Here is a 20,036-nt window from a genome sequence, read left to right on the forward strand (position 1 = left end):
GCGCCACGAAGGACTCGACTGTAGAGGAGTTCTGCGGGCCAGCTTATAACCGAACGCTATTTTCAGGGCGTATGAAGTCATTTCCGACCGCTATATGCCGGCGTTACGGTCTGGCCCTCCCCTCTCGATGCGCTGGCCGTGCCCTCTGTGTTCCCGCTTCTTGCCGACCTGCGTGGCCGTGCCGTCCTGGTGATCGGCGGCGGCGCCGAGGCCGAGCACGCCACCTCCGCGCTGCTGCAGGCCGGTGCCGTGCCCTTAATCGGCGCGCCGGAACTCAGCCCGCAACTGCGCGACTGGGCGCAGGCCGGGCGGCTGCGTTGGCTGGTGGGACGGTTCGAGCCGGCATGGCTGGAGCTGCCCGACCAACCGGTCTGGCTCACCATCGCCGCCAGCACCGCGCCGGACCTCAACGATGCCTTGCGTACCGCGGCCAGCGCACGCCGCCTGCTTACCCACGACGCCACGCCCGCCTCGTCGGCAGCGCCACCTGCACGGTCCCCGGCGCCACGCACCGCGGTCGGCCGGCTCTCGCCCGGCAGCGTGACCCTGGTCGGTGCCGGCCCCGGCGACCCCGGCCTGCTCACCCGGCATGCCTTGCGCGCGCTACGGCAGGCCGATGTGCTGCTCTACGATCGCCTGGTCAGCCCGCAGATCCTGCAACTGGCCCGACGCGACGCGCTGCGCGTGGAAGTCGGCAAGGCCGCCCAGGGCCACAGCACGCGCCAGGAGCAGATCCACGCCCTGATGCGCGAGCACGCGCGCGCCGGTCGCCGCGTGGTGCGGCTCAAGGGCGGCGACCCGTTCGTGTTCGGCCGCGGCGGTGAAGAGCTGGAATTCCTGCGCGCGCACGGCATCGGCTTCCAGGTCATTCCCGGCATCACCGCCGCGATCGCCTGCGCCGCCTATGCCGGCATTCCGCTCACCCACCGCGACCATGCGCAATCGCTGCGGCTGATCACCGCGCACTGCAAGGATTCGCTGGACACGCTGGACTGGCAGGCGCTTGGCCAGGAACGCCAGACCCTGGCGTTCTACATGGGCGTGGCCGGCCTGGACGGCATCCAGCAACGCCTGCTGCAGGCCGGCCGCGCACCCACCACCCCGTTCGCGCTGGTGGAAAACGGCTCGCGCCCGCAGCAACGCGTGATCACCGGCACCCTCGCCAGCCTGGCCGCCACCGCGCAGCAGCACGCCGTGCGCGCCCCGGCGTTGCTGATCCTGGGCGAGGTCGCCGGGCTGGCCGCCAGCCTGCACTGGTTCGGCGCAGCGCCACTGACCGCGCAGCCGCCCCCGCACTCACCCATCGCAACGCGCGACGCGCCCACACTCGCCCACGCAGCCTGATTCCGACGGAGACCCCATGGCCCTGTACGACAACATCCTCGACACCATCGGCCGCACCCCGGTGGTCAAACTCAACCGGCTCGCGCCCGAGCACGTGACCCTGTACGTCAAGGTCGAGTCGTTCAATCCGGGCGGCTCGGTCAAGGACCGCCTGGCGCTGGCGATCATCCTCGATGCCGAACAGCGCGGCCTGCTCAAGCCCGGCGACACCATTGTCGAAGCCACCTCCGGCAATACCGGTGTGGCGCTGGCGATGGTGGCCGCCGCGCGCGGCTACAAGTTCGTCGCCACCATGGTGGAAACCTTCTCGATCGAGCGCCGCAAGCTGATGCGGGCCTATGGCGCCAAGGTGATCCTGACCCCGGCGGCCGAGCGCGGCAGCGGCATGGTGCGCAAGGCCAAGGAGCTGGCCGAGCAGCATGGCTGGTTCCTGGCCAGCCAGTTCGCCAACCCGGCCAATCCGGCCTACCACCGCAACACCACCGCGGCCGAAATCCTGCGCGACTTCGCCGGCCACCGGCTGGACCATTTCGTCACCGGCTGGGGCACCGGCGGCACGCTCACCGGCGTGGGCGAAGTGCTGCGCGTGGCCCGCCCGGAAGTGCGCATCACCGCCACCGAACCGGCCGGCGCTGCGCTATTGCAGGGCCAGGACTGGAAGCCGCACAAGATCCAGGGCTGGACCCCGGACTTCGTGCCGGAGGTGCTCAACCGCGAGGTCGCCCACGAAGTGCTCAGCGTGGAAGACACCGACGCGATCAGCGTGGCGCGCCGCCTGGCCGCCGAAGAAGGCATCTTCACCGGCATCTCCGGCGGTGCCACCGTCGCCACCGCCTTGCGCGTGGCCGAAAGCGCGGTGCCCGGTGCGGTCGTGCTGGCGATGCTGCCGGATACCGGCGAGCGCTATTTCTCCACGCCGCTGTTTGCCGACATCAATGAAGGCTCCGACGACGACTGGCTGGCCGGTCTGCCCTGACGATCGCACAGCGTTGGTTTGCACACACAGGCCGCGCCCACAGCGCGGCCTGTGTGTTTGTGGTCGTCCAGTCATTGCGCAGCTGCCCGGTGTGCTGCCGCGTGCCGGCGCGCACATGCCAACGTCGCGGCACTACGCCTGCGTGGATCTTCGTTCGCGTGCGGCGGACTCCGGCGTGCGCATACTCCCCTCCGCGTCAAGGAAACGTTAGGATGGCGGCCGACACAGGGAGAACCGTCGTGAGCAACCGGCCGTATGGATACAGCGACACCCGCGTGTGGCGGGCGCCATGGCTGGTCAAGATCACCTCGCCTGCGCACTTCGCGCTTGCCCTGGGCGTGGGCGCCTGGCTGCAGAGCGCACTGCAGCTGCCATTGCCTGCACCAACGCCACTGGCCTGGATCGAGCTGACCGGCGGTGTGATCGCCTGTCTGGGGCTGGCGCTGGCGGTGAGCTGCTTCATCCTGTTCGCGCGCCGGCGCACCACCATCATGCCCAGCGGCCATCCCTCACGGCTGGTGCTCGATGGCCCGTATCGCTTCACCCGCAACCCGATGTACCTGGCGCTGGTGCTCAGCTATGTGGGCCTGTGCCTGCAGCTAGGCCTGCTGTGGGCGGTCGCCTTGCTGCCGCTGCCCTGGCTGGCCCTGCAGCGGTATGTGATTCCGTTCGAAGAGGCGCGTCTGCGCAACGAATTCGGCCGCCAATACAGCGCCTATTGCGCACGCGTGCGGCGCTGGCTGTAAGTCGCCAATCGTGGCGACATCGCTGCTCGGCGATTGAGCGGATCGATCGCAGCTTGCGGGTTCGCATGCTTCCCGCCGCACGACCGCCACAGCCGTTCCCGGCAATCGCAGCAGATGAGATGAATGGGCGCTAGCGTGCCTGTTCCGCAACGCGCGCCCCATCACGCGTTCCTCATGCAAATCCCATAATTATCTCGCCATGAAGATCGAAGTCTGGCAAGGCGACATCACCGAACTCGACGTTGACGTCATCGTCAACGCCGCCAACGAATCACTGCTGGGCGGTGGCGGCGTGGATGGCGCCATCCACCGCGCTGCCGGCCCGCGCCTGCTGCAGGCCTGCGAGGCATTGCCGCAGGTGCGTCCAGGCGTGCGTTGCCCCACCGGCGAAATCCGCATCACCGACGGGTTCGATCTCAAGGCGCGGCACGTGTTTCATACCGTCGGCCCGGTGTGGCGCGACGGCAAGCACAACGAGCCGGAGCAACTGGCCAACTGCTACTGGCAGTCGTTGAAGCTGGCCGAGCAGATGATGCTGCATTCGATCGCATTCCCGGCCATCAGCTGCGGCATCTATGGCTATCCGCTGTACCAGGCCGCGCGCATCGCCGTGACCGAAACGCGCGACTGGCAGCGCTCGCATAAAGTGCCCAAGCACATCGTGCTGGTGGCCTACAACGAGGCCACGTTCAAGGCCTACCAGCAGGCGCTGGCTGCGCAGGAAACCGCTGCCGCCTGACGCCTGTGCAAGGCAGAGGTTGGAGATGACGAGCGCCGCAAGGCGCTCGTTGCGTTTAGAAAGTCGTGCGGGCGCGTGGCAACCCACACAAACAAAAACGCCGGCATCGCTGCCGGCGTTTTCGCTAGGTGTGCTCCGGCCATGAAGCGGCCGGCATGCCGATCAACCCTTCCACTTGCCCAGCGCGGCCAGGCCGTTTTCCTTGGCGCGCTCATAGATGACCTGCTGCGCCTTGGCGAAGTTGCCGGTCATGTCCTTGGCCCACAGCTTCAGTGCGGCCTGCTGCATCGCGCGGCCGTACGAGAAGCTCAGCGGCCACGGCAGGTTGCCGAGCTGGTGCATCTCGTTGAGGTGCGCGGTGGACTGCTCGTCGGTCTGGCCGCCGGACAGGAACACGATGCCCGGCAGGATCGCCGGCACGGTCGACTTCAGGCACATCACGGTGGACTCGGCCACTTCCTCGACGCTGGCCTGCTCTTCGCAGCCCTTGCCGGAGATGACCATCGAGGCCTTCAGGATGGTGCCTTCGAGCACGACATTCTGCTCATACAGTGCGCCGAACAGCGAACGCAGCGTGGCTTCGGTGACCTCGTAGCAGGTCTCGATGTCGTGGTTGCCGTCCATGATCACTTCCGGCTCGACCATCGGCACCAGGCCCTGCTCCTGGCACAGCGCGGCATAACGCGCCAGCGCATGCGAGTTGGCCTCGATGCAGGTGCCGGACGGGATGTCCTCGCCGATGTTGATGACCGCACGCCACTTGGCGAAGCGTGCGCCCAGCGTGTAGTACTCCTCCAGACGCGCGCGCAGCCCGTCCAGGCCTTCGGTGACCAGCTCACCCGGCATGCCGGCCAGCGGCTGCGCACCCTTGTCGACCTTGATGCCCGGGATGATGCCGTGGGCGGTCATGTACTCGGCGAACGGCACGCCGTCCTTGGTCTTCTGACGGATGGTCTCGTCGAACAGGATCGCGCCGGAGATGTAGTCGCTCAGCTTGGGCGTGGTCAGCAGCAGTTCGCGGTAGGCGCGACGGTTTTCTTCGATGTTCTCGATGCCGACGCTGGCAAAACGCTTGGCGATCGTGCTGGTCGATTCGTCGATGGCGATGATGCCCTTGCCCGGGGCGACCATGGCCTGGGCGGTTTCGGCAAGCTGTTCGATGCTCATGTAGTTCCTGTGGCAGCTGCGGGGGAGAACGAAAGTATAGCGACGAAAGTTGCAGACATTCCTTCACGGAATGCCTGCAACCGATTACACGTGTCCGGGATGGCGGATGTGTGGCGCGGCTCCCAGCGTGATGCGCACGCTGCGGGCTGCGTGCCCCGCGGGCGCACTCGCACCGCAGACCCTGTCCCGCACAGCACAACGGCGACCCGCAGGCCGCCGCTGTGTCTGTACGTAACGATGTGGATGCAGCGCGTGTGTCGACCGACGACGCACGCGCTGCGCAGGGCGTGCGTTACAGCTCGCCCAGACCGCTGGCGCGGCCGTCTTCGCCCACTTCCAGCAGACGCAGCGTGTTGGTGGCGCCGTGGGTTTCCATATGCTCGCCGCTGGTGAACACCACGCGGTCGCCAGGCCCCATGCGCTCGTTCTCCACCAGCAGGCGGATCGCCGCACGTGCGGCTTCACGCGGGGTCAGGCCGCGGCTGTCGAAGCTGATCGGGAACACGCCACGCATCATCGCCATGTGGCGGCGCGCGCCATCGTGACGGGTGAAGGCGTAGATCGGCATGTTGGAACGGAAGCGCGACAGATACCGCGGCGTGCCGCCGGACTCGGTCAACGCGACCACGCCGGCCAGACCGATGTGCTCGGACAGGAACATGGTCGCCATCGCGATCGCCTGGTCGGCGCGCTGCAGATTGCGTTGCGCCGCTTCGAAGTCGGTGTCGAACTCGAACTGACGCTCGGCGCCCAGACAGATGCGCGCCATCGCTTCCACCGCACGCACCGGGTAAGCACCGGCCGCGGTTTCGGCCGAGAGCATCACCGCGTCGGTACCGTCGATGACCGCATTGGCCACGTCCAGCACTTCGGCACGGGTCGGGATCGGGCTTTCCACCATCGACTGCAGCATCTGCGTGGCGGTGATCACCACTTTGTTCTGCGCCAGCGACTCGCGGATGATCTTCTTCTGCAGGCCCGGCAATTCGGCATCGCCGATTTCCACGCCCAGATCACCACGCGCCACCATCACCACGTCGGAGGCTTCGACGATCTCGACCAGGTTCTCGATCGCTTCGGTGCGCTCGATCTTGGACACCAGCGCGGCATCGCAGCCGTGCTGACGCGCGATACGGCGCGCGTCATTCATGTCTTCGGCGTTGCGGCAGAACGACACCGCAATGAAGTCCACGCCGATCTTGGCGACGATGCCGATCAGCTCCTTGTCGCGCTCGGTCAGCGCGCCCAGCGACAGGCCGCCGCCCTGCTTGTTCAGGCCCTTGCGATCGGACAGCACGCCGTCGTTGAGCACGGTGGTGACGATGCGTTGCCCCTGCACTTCGGCCACCTGCAGCTGCACCAGGCCATCGTCCAGCAGCAGCACGTCGCCGGCGGCGACGTCCTGCGGCAGGCCGAGGTAGCTGACGCCGACCTGGTGCTGGTCGCCCGCGGGCGCATTGGGGTCGGCCACCAGGTCGAAACGCTCGCCGGTGGTCAGCTTGACCTTGCCTTCGGCAAAGCGTTCGACGCGGATCTTCGGGCCCGGCAGGTCGGCCAGGATGCCGACTTCGGCACCGACGCGCACGGCCGCCGCGCGCACTTCGGCCGCGCGCTTGGCCTGGCCGGACGGGTCGCCATGGCTGAAGTTGAGGCGCACCACGTTGACGCCCGCCTTGAACAAGGCTTCCAGCACACCGGGCGGATCCGTCGCCGGTCCGAGCGTGGCGAGGATCTTGGTGCGGCGTTGACGTTCTTTCATGATGGCCTCCCTGTAAAAGCCGCGAAACTTAACACACGCGTCACCTACCGAGGATGGCATTGCGGCATAGCCACCCTCGTATTCCGGCATGTCCTAAAGACAGTGCGGGACAGTACGTACGCTTTCCGCAGCGCGCTGACGCACCGCGGGATGTTGCTGTGGGCTGCCACCCTAACGCGGCAGCGGTGAAGGTCCTACGGGTTGCAGCGGCGGTCGGATGACGGCGAGCGGTCGTCGCAGCGCGGATGCTGCAAGACCCTCGCCGCATCCGCGTGCTGCCACCCAACGACGAGCGCCGGCTGCGCTCGCCTGGCGACGCGCGCAGCTGCTCTGTTTGTCACTCCTACGACTGGATCAAGGCGCGCAATTCGGCAGGCGTGTGGGCGATCGCACCGGCACCGGCGGCACGCAGCTCGGCTTCGTCGCCGAAGCCCCACAACACGCCGATGCTGTGGATGCCGTGGTGGTTGGCGCCATCGATGTCCATCCGACGGTCGCCGATCATCACGCAACCGGTCTTGGCGATGTCCAGCCGCCGCAGTGCTTCGGCGATCAGGTCCGGCTTGAAGCGGCGTTCGCCGTCTTCGCTGGCCCCGATCACGTTCTCGAAGCAGGCCCCGAACGGCAGATGCTCAACGATGCGGCGTGCGTAACGCTCGTTCTTGGAGGTCACCACCGCCAGGCGATGGCCGGCGCGGTGCAGGTCGACGACGACCTCACCGATACCGTCGAACACGCTCAGTTCGGTCCAGCCGACCGCGTCGTAACGCCCGCGATACGCCGCCAGTGCGCGCTGCACCAGCTCCGGATCGTCGGGAAAGCAGTCGGTGAAGCTGTCGCGCAGCGGCGGGCCGATCCACGCGCGCAGGGTCTGCGGCGACGGACGCGGCTGGCCCACCGCGTCGAAGGCGTGCACGATGCTGGCGACGATGCCCGGCTCCGAATCGACCAGGGTGCCGTCCAGATCGAAGAACAGCGTGGCTGCACTCACTTGCCGCGTGCCTCGAGCGCCGCCACCGCCGGCAAGGTCTTGCCTTCCAGGAATTCCAGGAAGGCGCCGCCGCCGGTGGAGATGTAGGTGACGTCCTTGGCGATGTCGTACTTGTCCACGGCCGCCAGGGTGTCGCCGCCACCGGCGATCGAGAACGCCTTGGAGCTGGCGATCGCGCGCGCCAGCGTCTCGGTGCCGTGACTGAAGGGCTCGAACTCGAATACGCCGACCGGCCCGTTCCACACCACGGTGCCGGCGCTGGCGATCAGCTCGGCGTAGCGCGCGGCGGTCTGCGGGCCGATGTCCAGGATCAGGTCGTCGGCCTCCACGGCGTCAAGCGCCTTCACCGTCGCTTCGGCATCGGGCAGGAACTGCTTGGCAACGACCACATCGGTGGGCAACGGAATCTCCGCACCGCGCAGCTTCGCATCGGCGACGATCTGGTTGGCGGTGGGAATCAGATCCGGCTCGCTCAGCGACTTGCCGACGCCATGCCCGGCTGCGGCGATGAAGGTGTTGGCGATGCCGCCGCCGACGATCAGCTGGTCGACCTTGTTGACCAGGTTGGACAACAGCTCCAGCTTGGTGGACACCTTGCTGCCGGCCACGATCGCCAGCAGCGGCTTGGCCGGATTATCCAGCGCCTTGGCCAGCGCGTCGAGTTCGGCCATCAACAGCGGACCACCGGCAGCCACTGGCGCAAAGCGAATCACCCCATGCGTGGAGGCCTGCGCGCGATGCGCGGTGCCGAAGGCGTCCATGACGAACACATCGCACAGCGCCGCGTACTTGCGTGCCAGCGCCTCGTCGTCCTTGCCCTCGCCGACATTCATGCGGCAGTTCTCCAGCAGCACCACCTGGCCCGGCGCGACGTCCACGCCGTCGACCCAGTCGCGCACCAGCGGCACGTCCACGCCCAGCAGCGCAGTCAGGCGCTCGGCCACCGGCGCCAGCGAATCTTCTTCGGTCCAGCTGCCTTCCTTGGGCCGGCCCAGGTGCGAGGTGACCATCACCGCAGCGCCTTTTTCCAGCGCCAGCTTGATGGTGGGCACCGAGGCGGTGATGCGCTGCTCGGAAGTGATCTGGCCGTTGTCGATCGGCACGTTGAGATCCTGGCGGATCAGCACGCGCTTGCCGGAGAGATCAAGGTCGGTCATGCGGACGATGGACATGGGGTCAGCTCGCTAGGTCTGGGGATTGGGGAATCGAGAATCGGGATTGGGGAATCGAAGAAGCAGCTGCTACACGTGGCGCCGATGTCTGGGCGCTGCGCGGATGGATGGCTTGGGGCAGCCGTTGCACGCTGGCGTTGCGCCCGCGTGCAGGTCGCGGAGATTGCAGCCTGCCTGCCGCGCATGTCGCTGCCCATACGGCTGGCGTTGCGGGGGATGCTCGGTCGAAGACGACGGGCAATGCGGCTGCCTTGGCGACGGGGGATGCCCATTGTCGGACCTTCGCGCCGCAGCGGCAAACCGCGGTGCGATGCGCGGGTCGTCAGGGGCTGCGATCGGTCGCCGAATTGCGCAGCAGACTCACTGCAAAACCACCGACCAGCAAGGCGCCGCCGACCAGCAGCGCCCATAGCAACCAGCGCTTCCAGTCGCGCGGTGTGGCGGCCGGCTGCAGCGCGGCATCACCGGCCAGCGGCTGTGCCTGCGCGGCGATGTTGGCCTGCGCCGGTTGCCATTGCGCTCCGCGTTCGCGGCGCAGTGCCTGCAGCATCGAGGCCAGCGGCGCATCGCCACGTTGCTGCCGCGCGCTGCCGGCGACCACCGCATACGGCGGCTGCCCCTGGGCGAGGAACATCATCCGCTCCGGCTGGTAGCCCACGCGCAGCGTCGGCAGCGCGGTGCTACGTCCTTGTGCGGCGAGCAATCGCCACTGACGGTCGCGCACAGGCGCTGACAGCTGTTGCGGTGGCGACGCGGCGGCGGTGCCAGTACCCAGGCGATACGCCAACCACGGCCCGGCACGTTGCAGCCATGGCGCGTCATCGGCATCGCGGCTTGCCACGGTCCATTCGACCGCCTCGGCCTGACCGCCGCTGACATCGACCTGGGTGATCGGAAAGCGCCCAGGCAAGGCATACACCACTGCCTTGTCCTGCGCAGTGCCCGGCAATTCCAGCCACAGCGATTGCGGCGGCGCCGAGACGCCGTCCAGTTCCACATCGACCACGCGCAAGGCCGGCAACTCGCCGGACACCGGCACGATGCGCAGATAGCGCGCGCCCGCGTCCAACGCGATGCGGCGCTGCTGCAGACGCTGCGCCTGGTTGTCCAGCGCCATCACGGTGGCATCTGCAGCGAGCAGGTGCCAGTCGCGCAGATCGTCGCTGCCTTCCACGCGCAGCCGGGCCTGCACCGGCGTATTGCCGTCCCAGTCCAGCCACAGCGCGCGCGGACGATCGCGCAATGCGCTGGCATCGATCAGCCAGCTGTCACCGGCGCCTGCAACGGCAGCGGTGCCAGTGGCGAAACGGCCTTCCAGCCGACGCACCGCGCCACTGGCATCGCGTTCGGCGATCAGCTGCAGATCGCCGTTGGCAGGCGCCGCACCGGCCGGCAGCGCGAACAAGGGCAGGCGTTGCCGACGCGGCGCGGCAGCCGGCGCGGCATCCACCGGCAAGAGCGCGGCCGGCATCTCCTCGCCACGCGCATCGATCACCGTGACATCGCGCAGCCCCGGGTCATGGGCGCTGCGATAGATCGCCGCATTCAAACGCAGCTGATACATGCCGGCGTCCGCGCCGGTTACCTGCAGCGGCCACTGTTGACGATAGTCCTGGCGCACATCGGCTGCCTGCGCCAGCAGCGGCACCAACAGCAGCCATCCCCATTGCCTCGATTTCATGCCTGATCCTTGTCCACGCCATCGTCTCCGCCAGTCTGCTCTTCGGCCACCGGCTGGCGCGGCGGCGCCGGTGCCAGATAGCCCACCACGGTGCACAACAGGCCATAGGCCATGAACGAGCCGATGCCGAGCAGATTGCCCAGATGCTGGCGGTCGACCAGCACCAGCTTGGCCAGCACCAGGCCCATCAACAGCGCACCACCCAGCCACAGTCCACGCTGACCGCGCCGCGAGCCGATCACCCAGCCCAGCACGCCCAGCACGCTCCACACGATGGTCAGGCTGGTCTGCGACAGGGTCGCGCCGATCAACCCGGCATCCCACGCCACGCCACCCCAGTGGTGCACGCTGTGCAAGGTGCTGCCGGTGATCAAGGCCCAGCCCGACACGCCCAGCGCAGTCACCCGCCACCGTTGCACGGCCAACGGCGCCTGCGCAGACCAGGCCCAACGCGCCAGCAAGGCCAGCACCGCCAGTTGCGCCAGCTCGGCCGGATTGAGCACGGGCAGCCATGGCAATGGCGCCGCGCTCACCGGGTCCAGCAGCACGATCAACCAACCGATGCCCAGCACCGCGAACACACAGCCCAGCAAGGCATTGCGTGCCCGATCGAAACCCGCACCCTGCGGCCACGCCAGCCACGGCCAGCGCAACAGCCCCACTGCCGCCACGATCAGCCAGGGCGCGGCCAGCAAGGCGCAACGCCAGCCATTTGCCAGCATGAACGTATCGGCCAGCCAGGCTACGCCCAACGACACCACCAACGGCCACAGCAGCCACCAGATGAACTGTGCGGCCACCGCGCCTGCGCCGTGCTGCCTGCGCAGGCACCACAGCGCGCGCGTGCCGGCCACGGCGAACGCCAACCAGGCCAGCGCCCCCCAATGCGCGAACGGTTGCGTATGCGCATGGCTCTGCCACAGCGCCAACGGCGCGGCCAGCGCCAGCCCGAACATCGCCGTCCACACCAGCGCCGTTGCCGGGCGACGCCGATGCACCTCGGCTGCCAGCCACACGCTGAGCGCGACAAAGCCCAGCAGCAGATCCGGCTCGCTGCGCAGATCGCCGGCAAAGCGCAAGATCTCGTGCACACCGCACAGCGCCCACCAGCCCAGCCCCCACAGATACGCCACCAGCGCGCGGCGCGGCTGCCCTGCATCGCGTAGGAACCAGGCACTGGCCCAGCCGGCCAATGCAAGCAGCAAGGTACTCATGCAGGTAGCGTTGGCAACGGCCACTGTGTCGTGGCGCCACGCATCCACACCGAAGGCGACCCCGACCGCCGCCAGCAACTGCAACGCCACCCCGCTGAACTGCGGGATGCGACGCTGCTGCCGCAGCCCCAGCCACAACAAGCCGGCGCCTTCGAGCGCGAAGACGCTGGCGGTGGCACGCGCCGACAAGGCCAGCGGTACCGCCAGGGTCGCAAAACCGACCGCCAGCATCGCGTGCGCCTGGCCCAGCAGGCGCGTGGAGGCACGTCGCAGCAACCAGCTGGCCAGGCCCGCGTACAGCGCCGCCACCGCCAGCGCACACAGCGCCAACGGCAGGCGCTCGCCATCCAGCAGGCGCGCCTGCAATGCGAAGGCCACCAGCGGGGTGCCGAACAACAGGCTGCCGTCGATGAGCTTGCCCGCACTGCCATCGCCACGCCGCGCGTGCAGTACCGGAATCGCCACATACATGGCGAAGAACAACAGCAGGAACGGCTCGGTCGTGGCGAATTTCGCCGGGGCGTATTGCAGCGCACCCCACAGCGTGCCGATGCCGAAGGTGAAGGCGAATCCGAGCAGGTTCAGCACCCGCCACGGACGCGTCCAGGCGATCGCCACGATGCCGGCGTTGAGCACCGCGTAGTACGAAAACAGCGCGACATGATTGCCGCTGCCGGTGGACAGCCAAATCGGCGCGAGAAAGCCGGCCAGCACGCCCAGTACGGCCAGCGTGCGCGAATCCTGCACCACCGCCAGCACGCACATGCCGGCAATCAGCACCACGCTGATGCCCATCGCAAGACCCGCGCCGAGCAGCCCGTACAGCTTGAACGCGGCGAATACCGTCAGCAGCAAGCCGCCGATGGCGCCGCCCTGCAACGCCAACGCAAAGCCCGGCCGCTGCAGCCGTTGCTTCCAGCCGAAGACCAGGCCAACCAGCGCCAGCACGCTGATACCTGCCAGCCGCAGCTCGATCGGCATGCGCATCCAGCCCTGGTCGCTGGCGTACTTCAACAGCGACGCCACACCGGCCAGCAACACCAGCATGCCGACCTTGACCGGCACATTGCCCTCGGTGAACCAGCGCTTCGCTGCGCTGGCCACGCGCGCCAGCGGGCCCGGCCCGGAGGGCACGTGCGCTGGCTGCTCGGACTCGGCAGGCGAAGCGATCAGGGGCGGCGCTTGCACTGCGCTGCGCGCCGCCGACGATGCGGGAGCTTCTGCCGGCAATGCTGGCGGCACTGGCAGTGGTGCGACCGGCGTCGGCGCCGGCGCGGCTTGTAGATCTGCTGCGAGAGGCAGCTCAGGCTCGCCATACGCAGGCATGCCGACGTTGGACGCCGCTTGCGGCTCCCACGCGCCGGCAGGCGATGGCGTTGGCGCTGACCTGTGCACCGCCGCCGCGTCCGCACCTGCTGCGCCGCTGGCCTGCCATTGCGCAAACCGCTGTTCCAGCGCATCCACGCGCCGCCGCAGCCCGGCGATCCACACCAGGGCGATCACCAGCCCTACCGGCACCGCAAGCAGCAACAGCACCACCGTCACAATCATCGTTTCCAACGCACAGCCCCTGAGTCGGCATCCGGCCGACGCTAGCGCCATCATGCTACTCGGCGCGCCGACGAAAGTCGCAGGCATAACAAACGTAGCGAGTGGTCGTCGGGTGGGTGAAGGCGCCGGGCGGACACGCAGCCGTTTTTGTTGGCCACTCCTGGAGTGGTTGGGCCGAGGACACCGCCTACCGGCGCGCCTGACCAAGTCGTCAGCCGGCACTCCCGCCAGCAGCAACGCCCCCGGATCGTCTGGTCATCGACCGATCGCGCGCACTACATACGCCACGCCGCGTGATCGCGCAGAGGATGCACGGCCCCACTCTATCCATTCCTGCCCGGCGGCACGCTTCAAGGCGCTACAGCACGCATAAAAAACCCCGGACCAGCCGGGGTTCTTCGACCGAGCGGCGCGAAGGTTTACTTCGCGACAACCCGCACCATTTCCAGGCACTTGTTGGAATAGCCCCACTCGTTGTCGTACCAGGACACCAGCTTGACGAAGGTCGAGTCCAGCGCGATGCCGGCGTCGGCGTCGAACACCGAGGTGCAAGTTTCGCCGCGGAAGTCGGTGGCCACGACCTTGTCTTCGGTGTAACCCAGCACGCCCTTCAAGGCGCCTTCGCTCTGCGCCTTCACTTCAGCACAGATCTCGGCGTAGGTGGCCGGCTTTTCCAGTTCGACGGTGAGGTCGACCACCGACACGTCCGAGGTCGGCACGCGGAAGCTCATGCCGGTCAGCTTCTTGTTGAGCTCGGGGATCACCACACCCACGGCCTTGGCGGCACCGGTGGAGGACGGGATGATGTTCTCCAGGATGCCGCGCCCACCGCGCCAATCCTTGTTCGACGGGCCGTCCACGGTCTTCTGCGTCGCCGTGGCCGCGTGCACGGTGGTCATCAGGCCGCGCTTGATGCCCCACTTGTCGTTGATCACCTTGGCCAACGGCGCCAGGCAGTTGGTGGTGCACGAGGCGTTGGAAACGATCGCTTCGCCCTTGTAGGTGTTGTCGTTGACGCCGAACACGAACATCGGCGTGTCGTCCTTGGACGGTGCCGACAGGATCACCTTCTTGGCGCCCGCGTCGAGATGCTTCTGCGCCGTTTCCTTGGTCAGGAACAGGCCGGTGGACTCGATCACCACGTCGGCGCCGACTGCATCCCACTTGAGGTTGGCCGGGTCGCGTTCCTGGGTCAGGCGGATCTTGTTGCCGTTGACGATCAGCGTGTTGCCGTCGACCGACACATCGGCCTTGAAGCGGCCATGCACCGAGTCGTACTGCAGCATGTAGGCGAGGTAATCGGGCTCGAGCAGGTCATTGATGGCCACGATCTCGATGTCATTGGCGAAGTTCTGCACCGCAGAGCGCAGCACGTTGCGGCCGATGCGACCGAATCCGTTGATGCCAACCTTGATTGCCATGTTCACTAGCTCCTGCGGCCGCGATGGCGCGGCGGATGGAAAGGGACCACCATTCTAGCAGCGTCGCACTCGTGCAGCCGTGCTGCGGCCAGCGCTGCGGCATGGGGCGCTAGGACGTTGTGCCGTGGTGCATGCGTGGTGGGGATTGGGGAATCGGGAATCGGGAATCGGGAATCGGGAATCGGGAATCGGGAATCGAAAGGTGGGCACGCTGTGTGGGTGCCGTCAATCGACAAGGTGATGAGCATCGGTGCTGCCGGAGCGATGCGGTGGGGCTGACGCCTGCCTGACTTGAGGGCCCGTGACGATCTGGGGTGCGGCACGGGACGCGGCAATCGAAACCCCGCCTATTTTTTCAAAATATCCAAATTATTCCAATCACTTAAGTTATAAATCGATACGCTGAAAGGCGTATCGAGGCATATGCCGAACAGCGGAATTTCGGCGCTCCGTGGATTTCGATACTGGCCCTGCCTGCTGAGGCACCCATCCATCACAACGGAGATTCCCCATGCGTCGCACCCTTCTCTCTCTGGTTCTGGCCCTGGCCGCCACCCCGGCGCTGGCTGGCGGCGTGATGCACTACACCGACAAGGCCGCGCTGCCCGCCGATGGCGAAGCGCGCGAAGTCGCTGCGCTGTTCGACACCTGGAACGCGGCGCTGGCCACCGGCAACCCGCACAAGGTGGCCGACCTGTACGCGCCGGACGGCGTATTGCTGCCGACCGTCTCCAACGAAGTGCGCGCCTCGCGTGCGCAGATCGAAAAGTACTTCGAGATGTTCCTGACCAAGAAGCCGCAGGGCGTCGTCAACTACCGCACCGTGCGCGTGCTCGATGACGACAGCGCGGTGGATGCCGGTGTCTATACCTTCACGCTGACCGACAAGGACGGCAAGAAGAGCAAGGTGCAGGCGCGCTACACCTTCGTGTACGAAAAGCGCGACGACAAGTGGCTGATCATCAACCACCACAGCTCGGCGATGCCGGAAGTGGATGCGCCCACGCTCGCCAAGGTCAAGTAAGTGCGCCAGCGCTGCAGCCATCCGCTCGCTGCCTGCTCCACCGCGCACGCAGGCGGCGGCGTTCCTCCCCCACCGCCGCCTGCGCCAGGCGCATCGCGTTGCAGACCGGACGCGACGCGCCGGTGCGATCACCGATATGGCGCAGATCGCTGCTGTCGCTGCCGGTGCCTGCTCGCATCTGCGCATGACCCACAGCGTCCCTGCGCGGATGGATTGATCAGGATCAAGGCATCCAGCGGGCAAACCATCAAGACTTCTTCCATCCCCTGCACACAACGAGAGTTTCCATGCGCATGCGCTCTACCCTTCTGCTCGCCGGCCTGGCCGCCGGCTTCGCCAGCGTCCCCGCACTGGCTCAATCCAAAGGCGACTGGACCGTTGCCGTCGGTGCCCACCAGGTCGCTCCCAAGTCCGATAACGGCCGCCTGGTCGGCGGCACGCTGGAGGCGGACGTCGGCAAGGACATCAAGCCGACCTTCACCGCCGAATACTTCATCGCCGACAACCTGGGCATCGAAGTACTGGCTGCGCTGCCGTTCGAGCACGACATCGCGCTCCGTGGCCTGGGGCGTGTCGGCAGCACCAAGCATCTGCCGCCGGTGATCTCGCTGCAGTACCACTTCAACAGCCAGGGCAGGCTCTCGCCGTTCGTTGGCGCGGGCATCAACTACACCCGTTTCTTCAGCACCGACACGCGCGGCGCGCTGGCCGGCAGCGAGCTGGAACTGGACGATTCCTGGGGCCTGGCCCTGCACGCGGGCGTGGACTACAAGCTCAGCGACCGCGGCGCGCTGCGGGTAAACCTGCGCTGGATCGACATCGACACCGAAGCGCGCCTCGACGGCAACCGCATCGGCACAGTCAACATCGACCCGCTGGTCTACGGGGTGGCCTACGTGCACCGCTTCTGAGCCCGGCAGCGTGCGCGATGCATCTCTGGCACACTTGGCGTCCAGGGACGTGAATCCACCGCCGGAGTTGCGGACAGGTTGGTCACGTCGACCGCCTGTCCGACCTATCCGGGGATTCCATGAGCATGCTGATCCGTACCGCCCTCGCCATCGCACTGGCCGCCTCGGCCGCGCCCGCCCTTGCACAATCGGCCGGTCACTGGACCACGGGCTACAGCGCCGGCTATGTCTCGCCCAAGTCCGACAGCGGCAGCTTCGGTGGCACGCGTGCCGAGATCAAGGGCGCACCGGCGCTGTCGTTCACCTACGAATACTTCCTGCGCAACAACCTCGGCATCGAGGTGCATGCCGCGGTGTCGGGCAAGCACGATCTGGAGCTTGAGGGCGTCGGCAAGGTGGGCAGCTACTGGTCGGTGCCGCCGAGCGTGCTGTTGCAGTACCACATCAATGGCTACGGCACGGTGTCGCCGTTCGTGGGTGTCGGCATCAACTACACCACGTTTGTCGGTGAAGACGTCGATGACGCCTTCGGCAATGGCGACCTGAGCTTCGACGACTCGGTGGGCGCCACCGCGCATGTCGGTGTGGACTTCATCTTCAACGATCGCAGCGGCCTGCGGGTGGACGCGCGCTGGACGAATTCGCGCAGCAATGTCGACTTCAATGGCAGCCGGCTGGGCAAGGCGCGGATCGACCCGCTGACCTATGGCGTGTCGTACCTGGTGTACTTCTGAGCATGCCGCTAACGCCACGCTGAGCCGTGGCTGTGCTTCGCCCGGGGACGGCCATCAAACCGTCCCGGACCGATGCGTACAATTGCCGGATGAAGACCTTCTCTCCTCGCATCCTCCTTCTTGCCGCAACCGCGGTCGCGGCCCTCCAGCCCATCAGCGCGTTCGCCTGGGGGCCGCAAGGCCACCGCCTGGTGGCGCGCATTGCCGAGACCGAACTGAGCCCGCAGGCGCAAGCGCAGGTGGCGCAATTGCTCAAGGGCGAAGCCAACCCGACATTGGCCGGTGTCGCCAGCTGGGCCGACGAGTTGCGCGAGCACGACCCGGAGCTGGGCAAGCGCTCCGGGCCCTGGCATTACGTCAATCTTGGCGAGCACGACTGCACGTATGCGCCGCCGCGCGACTGCCCGGACGGCAACTGCGTGATCGCCGCGCTCGACCGGCAGACCGCGCTGCTTGCCGACCGCAGCCAGCCGCTGGACGTGCGCCGGCAGGCCCTGAAGTTCGTGGTGCATTTTGTCGGCGACATCCATCAGCCGATGCATGCCGGCTACGCACACGACAAGGGCGGCAATGAATTCCAGCTGCAGGTCGCCGGCAAGGGCAGCAACCTGCATGCGCTGTGGGACAGCGGCATGCTCAACGACCGCCATCTTGATGACGATGCGTATCTGCAACGCCTGCTGGCGTTGCCGGCGACCGCTGCGACATCGCCGGTGCTGCCACCGCCGGCTGCGGCATGGGCGCAGGCCTCCTGCAAGATCGCGGTCACGCCCGGCGTCTATCCGAGCAAGCACGTATTGCCGGACGACTACATCGCGACCTATCGTCCGCTTGCCGAGACCCAATTGCGCGAGGCTGGCGACCGACTGGCCGCCGTGCTCAATGCGGCGCTGGCCGCGCCCTGAGATGGAGACGCCGATGCAGCCCGAGGTGCTTGCGTTCTTTCACGCCGACAGCAACACCTTCACCTATGTGGTCGCCGACGCGGCGACCGGGGCAGCAGCGGTGATCGATCCGGCGCTGGACTATGCGGCCGACACCGGCCAGGTCGGCACGCGCGCCGCGCAAGCCATCGTCGATGCCATCGCCCACCACCGCTGGCAGGTGCAGTGGTTGCTGGAAACCCATGCGCATGCCGATCACCTGTCTGCCGCGCAGTGGCTGAAGCAGCACTGGCCGCAGGCACGCATCGGCATCGGTGACGGTATCCGCGATGTGCAGCAGACGCTTGCGCCACGTTGTGCGTTACCGGACGACTTCCGTGCCGACGGCTCGCAGTTCGATCACCTGTTCGCCGATGACGAGCGCTTCGAGCTTGGCACGCTGCAGGTACGTGTCGTCGCGGTGCCCGGGCATACCAGCGACAGCATCGCGTACCTGATCGGCGATGCGCTGTTCCCCGGCGATTCGTTGTTCATGCCGGACGCCGGCACCGCGCGCTGCGATTTCCCCGGAGGCGATGCACGGCAACTGTTCGCCTCGATCCAGCGCATGTACGCGCTGCCGGCGGACACGCGCGTGTTCGTCTGCCACGACTACGGCCCGGGCGGCCGTGAGGTGGCGTACCAGACCAGCATCGGCGAGCAGCGGCGCAGCAATATCCACGTGCGCGACGGCGTGGAGATCGATGCATTCGTGGCGCAGCGCCAGGCCCGCGATGCCACGCTGCCCGAGCCCAGGCTGATCCGGCCGGCATTGCAGACCAATCTGCAGGCCGGCCGCTGCGACGGCGTGGTTGACTGATAGGTCAACGCAGCCACCACGCGACGCATGACGCGCAGCCGCTATGATCGCTGCCTGACCTTGCTGGAGCTTCCCATGCGCACGATCGGTTTTTGGCAGCGCGTGTTCTGCGTGCTGATGCTTGCCCTACCCGTCCTGGCCACTGCGCAAACGGCGCCGGTGACGGTGTTTGCTGCAGCAAGCCTGAAGGAATCCATGGACGAGGCCGCGGCCGCTTACGAAAAGGCGACCGGCACGCCGGTGCGCGTTTCCTACGCCGCCAGCTCTGCACTGGCGCGCCAGATCGAGCAAGGCGCACCGGCGGACGTGTTCTTTTCGGCCGACCTGGAATGGATGGACTATCTGCAGCAACGCGGCCTGGTCGTGCCGGCGCAGCGCCGCAACCTGCTCGGCAATACCCTGGTGTTGATCGCCCCGGCCACCAGCAAGCTGCGCGTGGATCCGCGCCAGCCCGGCGCGATTGCCAAGGCGCTCGGCGACAACGGTCGGTTGGCGGTTGGCCAGACCAACAGCGTGCCGGCCGGCAAGTATGCCGCCGCAGCGCTGCGCAAACTCGGCCAGTGGGATGGAGTAAGCAATCGCCTGGCCGAGTCGGAAAGCGTGCGCGCCGCATTGATGCTGGTCTCGCGCGGCGAAGCGCCGCTGGGCATCGTGTACGGCTCGGATGCGCGCGCCGAACCCAAGGTCCGCGTGGTCGCCACCTTCCCCGCCGATAGCCACGATGCCATCGTGTATCCGGTCGCTGCGTTGAAGAACAGCAGCAATGCCGGCACGGCCGCGTTCGTGCAATGGCTGGGCAGCAAGCCGGCCAGGGCGATCTTCGTTCGCCGTGGTTTTTCGTTGCAGGATTGAGGCGCGCCGTT

The 20,036-nt window shown here is 67.2% G+C and carries 17 protein-coding genes; 10 read left to right on the forward strand and 7 right to left on the reverse strand.

What is annotated here, in order from left to right:
* Positions 1–138: 138 nt before the first annotated feature.
* From cobA to DGN21_RS15295, 4 genes are all read left to right on the forward strand, one after another.
* Positions 139–1,344, forward strand: a complete 1,206-nt coding sequence (gene cobA, locus DGN21_RS15280; RefSeq protein WP_126966792.1) for a uroporphyrinogen-III C-methyltransferase — start codon at positions 139–141, stop codon at positions 1,342–1,344.
* 16 nt (positions 1,345–1,360) lie between these two features.
* Complete coding sequence (gene cysK / locus DGN21_RS15285; protein WP_054592164.1) at positions 1,361–2,320, forward strand: cysteine synthase A; 960 nt, start codon at positions 1,361–1,363, stop codon at positions 2,318–2,320.
* Positions 2,321–2,559: 239 nt separating this feature from the next.
* Entirely contained in the window at positions 2,560–3,066 is a 507-nt protein-coding gene (locus DGN21_RS15290) for an isoprenylcysteine carboxylmethyltransferase family protein (RefSeq protein ID WP_126966791.1), read from the forward strand.
* A 199-nt stretch (positions 3,067–3,265) separates the two neighbouring features.
* Entirely contained in the window at positions 3,266–3,805 is a 540-nt protein-coding gene (locus DGN21_RS15295; protein ID WP_024938170.1) for an O-acetyl-ADP-ribose deacetylase, read from the forward strand.
* 162 nt (positions 3,806–3,967) lie between these two features.
* Here DGN21_RS15295 and DGN21_RS15300 read toward each other — a convergent pair whose 3' ends face one another.
* The 7 genes from DGN21_RS15300 to gap all read right to left on the reverse strand — a co-directional run bounded on the left by DGN21_RS15300 (position 3,968) and on the right by gap (position 14,761).
* The gene (locus tag DGN21_RS15300; protein WP_016902277.1) at positions 3,968–4,972 is read right to left on the reverse strand and encodes a class I fructose-bisphosphate aldolase; all 1,005 of its coding nucleotides are present in this window, start codon (positions 4,970–4,972) and stop codon (positions 3,968–3,970) included.
* Positions 4,973–5,264: 292 nt separating this feature from the next.
* Positions 5,265–6,731 carry a pyruvate kinase gene (gene pyk, locus DGN21_RS15305; protein WP_024938169.1) on the reverse strand — a complete coding sequence of 489 codons (1,467 nt, stop codon included), beginning with the start codon at positions 6,729–6,731 and terminating at the stop codon, positions 5,265–5,267.
* A 343-nt stretch (positions 6,732–7,074) separates the two neighbouring features.
* Positions 7,075–7,722 (reverse strand): HAD family hydrolase, encoded by a 648-nt coding sequence (locus tag DGN21_RS15310; protein WP_104555345.1) that lies wholly within the window; start codon positions 7,720–7,722, stop codon positions 7,075–7,077.
* Positions 7,719–8,894 carry a phosphoglycerate kinase gene (locus tag DGN21_RS15315; RefSeq protein ID WP_126966790.1) on the reverse strand — a complete coding sequence of 392 codons (1,176 nt, stop codon included), beginning with the start codon at positions 8,892–8,894 and terminating at the stop codon, positions 7,719–7,721. Before DGN21_RS15315 ends, DGN21_RS15310 begins: the two co-directional genes overlap by 4 nt.
* Before the next feature lie 322 nt (positions 8,895–9,216).
* Entirely contained in the window at positions 9,217–10,575 is a 1,359-nt protein-coding gene (locus DGN21_RS15320) for a DUF3999 domain-containing protein (RefSeq protein ID WP_126966789.1), read from the reverse strand.
* Positions 10,572–13,349: a DUF2339 domain-containing protein gene (locus tag DGN21_RS15325; RefSeq protein ID WP_126966788.1), complete on the reverse strand. Its 2,778-nt coding sequence runs from the start codon at positions 13,347–13,349 to the stop codon at positions 10,572–10,574. Before DGN21_RS15325 ends, DGN21_RS15320 begins: the two co-directional genes overlap by 4 nt.
* A gap of 410 nt (positions 13,350–13,759) precedes the next feature.
* Entirely contained in the window at positions 13,760–14,761 is a 1,002-nt protein-coding gene (gene gap, locus DGN21_RS15330) for a type I glyceraldehyde-3-phosphate dehydrogenase (protein WP_024938165.1), read from the reverse strand.
* Positions 14,762–15,272: 511 nt separating this feature from the next.
* On the opposite strand from gap, the gene DGN21_RS15335 reads away from it, so the two are divergent.
* The 6 genes from DGN21_RS15335 (at position 15,273) to modA (ending at position 20,025) form a co-directional block, all read left to right on the forward strand.
* Positions 15,273–15,785, forward strand: coding sequence for an SgcJ/EcaC family oxidoreductase (locus DGN21_RS15335; RefSeq protein ID WP_102251397.1), 513 nt, complete (start codon positions 15,273–15,275; stop codon positions 15,783–15,785).
* A gap of 287 nt (positions 15,786–16,072) precedes the next feature.
* Positions 16,073–16,696 (forward strand): OmpW family outer membrane protein, encoded by a 624-nt coding sequence (locus tag DGN21_RS15340; protein ID WP_046344068.1) that lies wholly within the window; start codon positions 16,073–16,075, stop codon positions 16,694–16,696.
* A gap of 119 nt (positions 16,697–16,815) precedes the next feature.
* Entirely contained in the window at positions 16,816–17,430 is a 615-nt protein-coding gene (locus DGN21_RS15345) for an OmpW family outer membrane protein (protein ID WP_126966787.1), read from the forward strand.
* A gap of 89 nt (positions 17,431–17,519) precedes the next feature.
* Positions 17,520–18,335, forward strand: coding sequence for a S1/P1 nuclease (locus DGN21_RS15350; RefSeq protein ID WP_126966786.1), 816 nt, complete (start codon positions 17,520–17,522; stop codon positions 18,333–18,335).
* Positions 18,336–18,348: 13 nt separating this feature from the next.
* A complete protein-coding gene (locus DGN21_RS15355; RefSeq protein WP_126966785.1) occupies positions 18,349–19,173 on the forward strand; it encodes an MBL fold metallo-hydrolase in 825 nt (274 codons plus the stop codon).
* 75 nt (positions 19,174–19,248) lie between these two features.
* Positions 19,249–20,025: a molybdate ABC transporter substrate-binding protein gene (gene modA, locus DGN21_RS15360; RefSeq protein ID WP_126966784.1), complete on the forward strand. Its 777-nt coding sequence runs from the start codon at positions 19,249–19,251 to the stop codon at positions 20,023–20,025.
* Positions 20,026–20,036 lie beyond the last annotated feature (11 nt).

It is taken from the genome of Xanthomonas sp. MLO165, from assembly GCF_018831305.1.
Classification (GTDB): domain Bacteria; phylum Pseudomonadota; class Gammaproteobacteria; order Xanthomonadales; family Xanthomonadaceae; genus Xanthomonas; species Xanthomonas arboricola.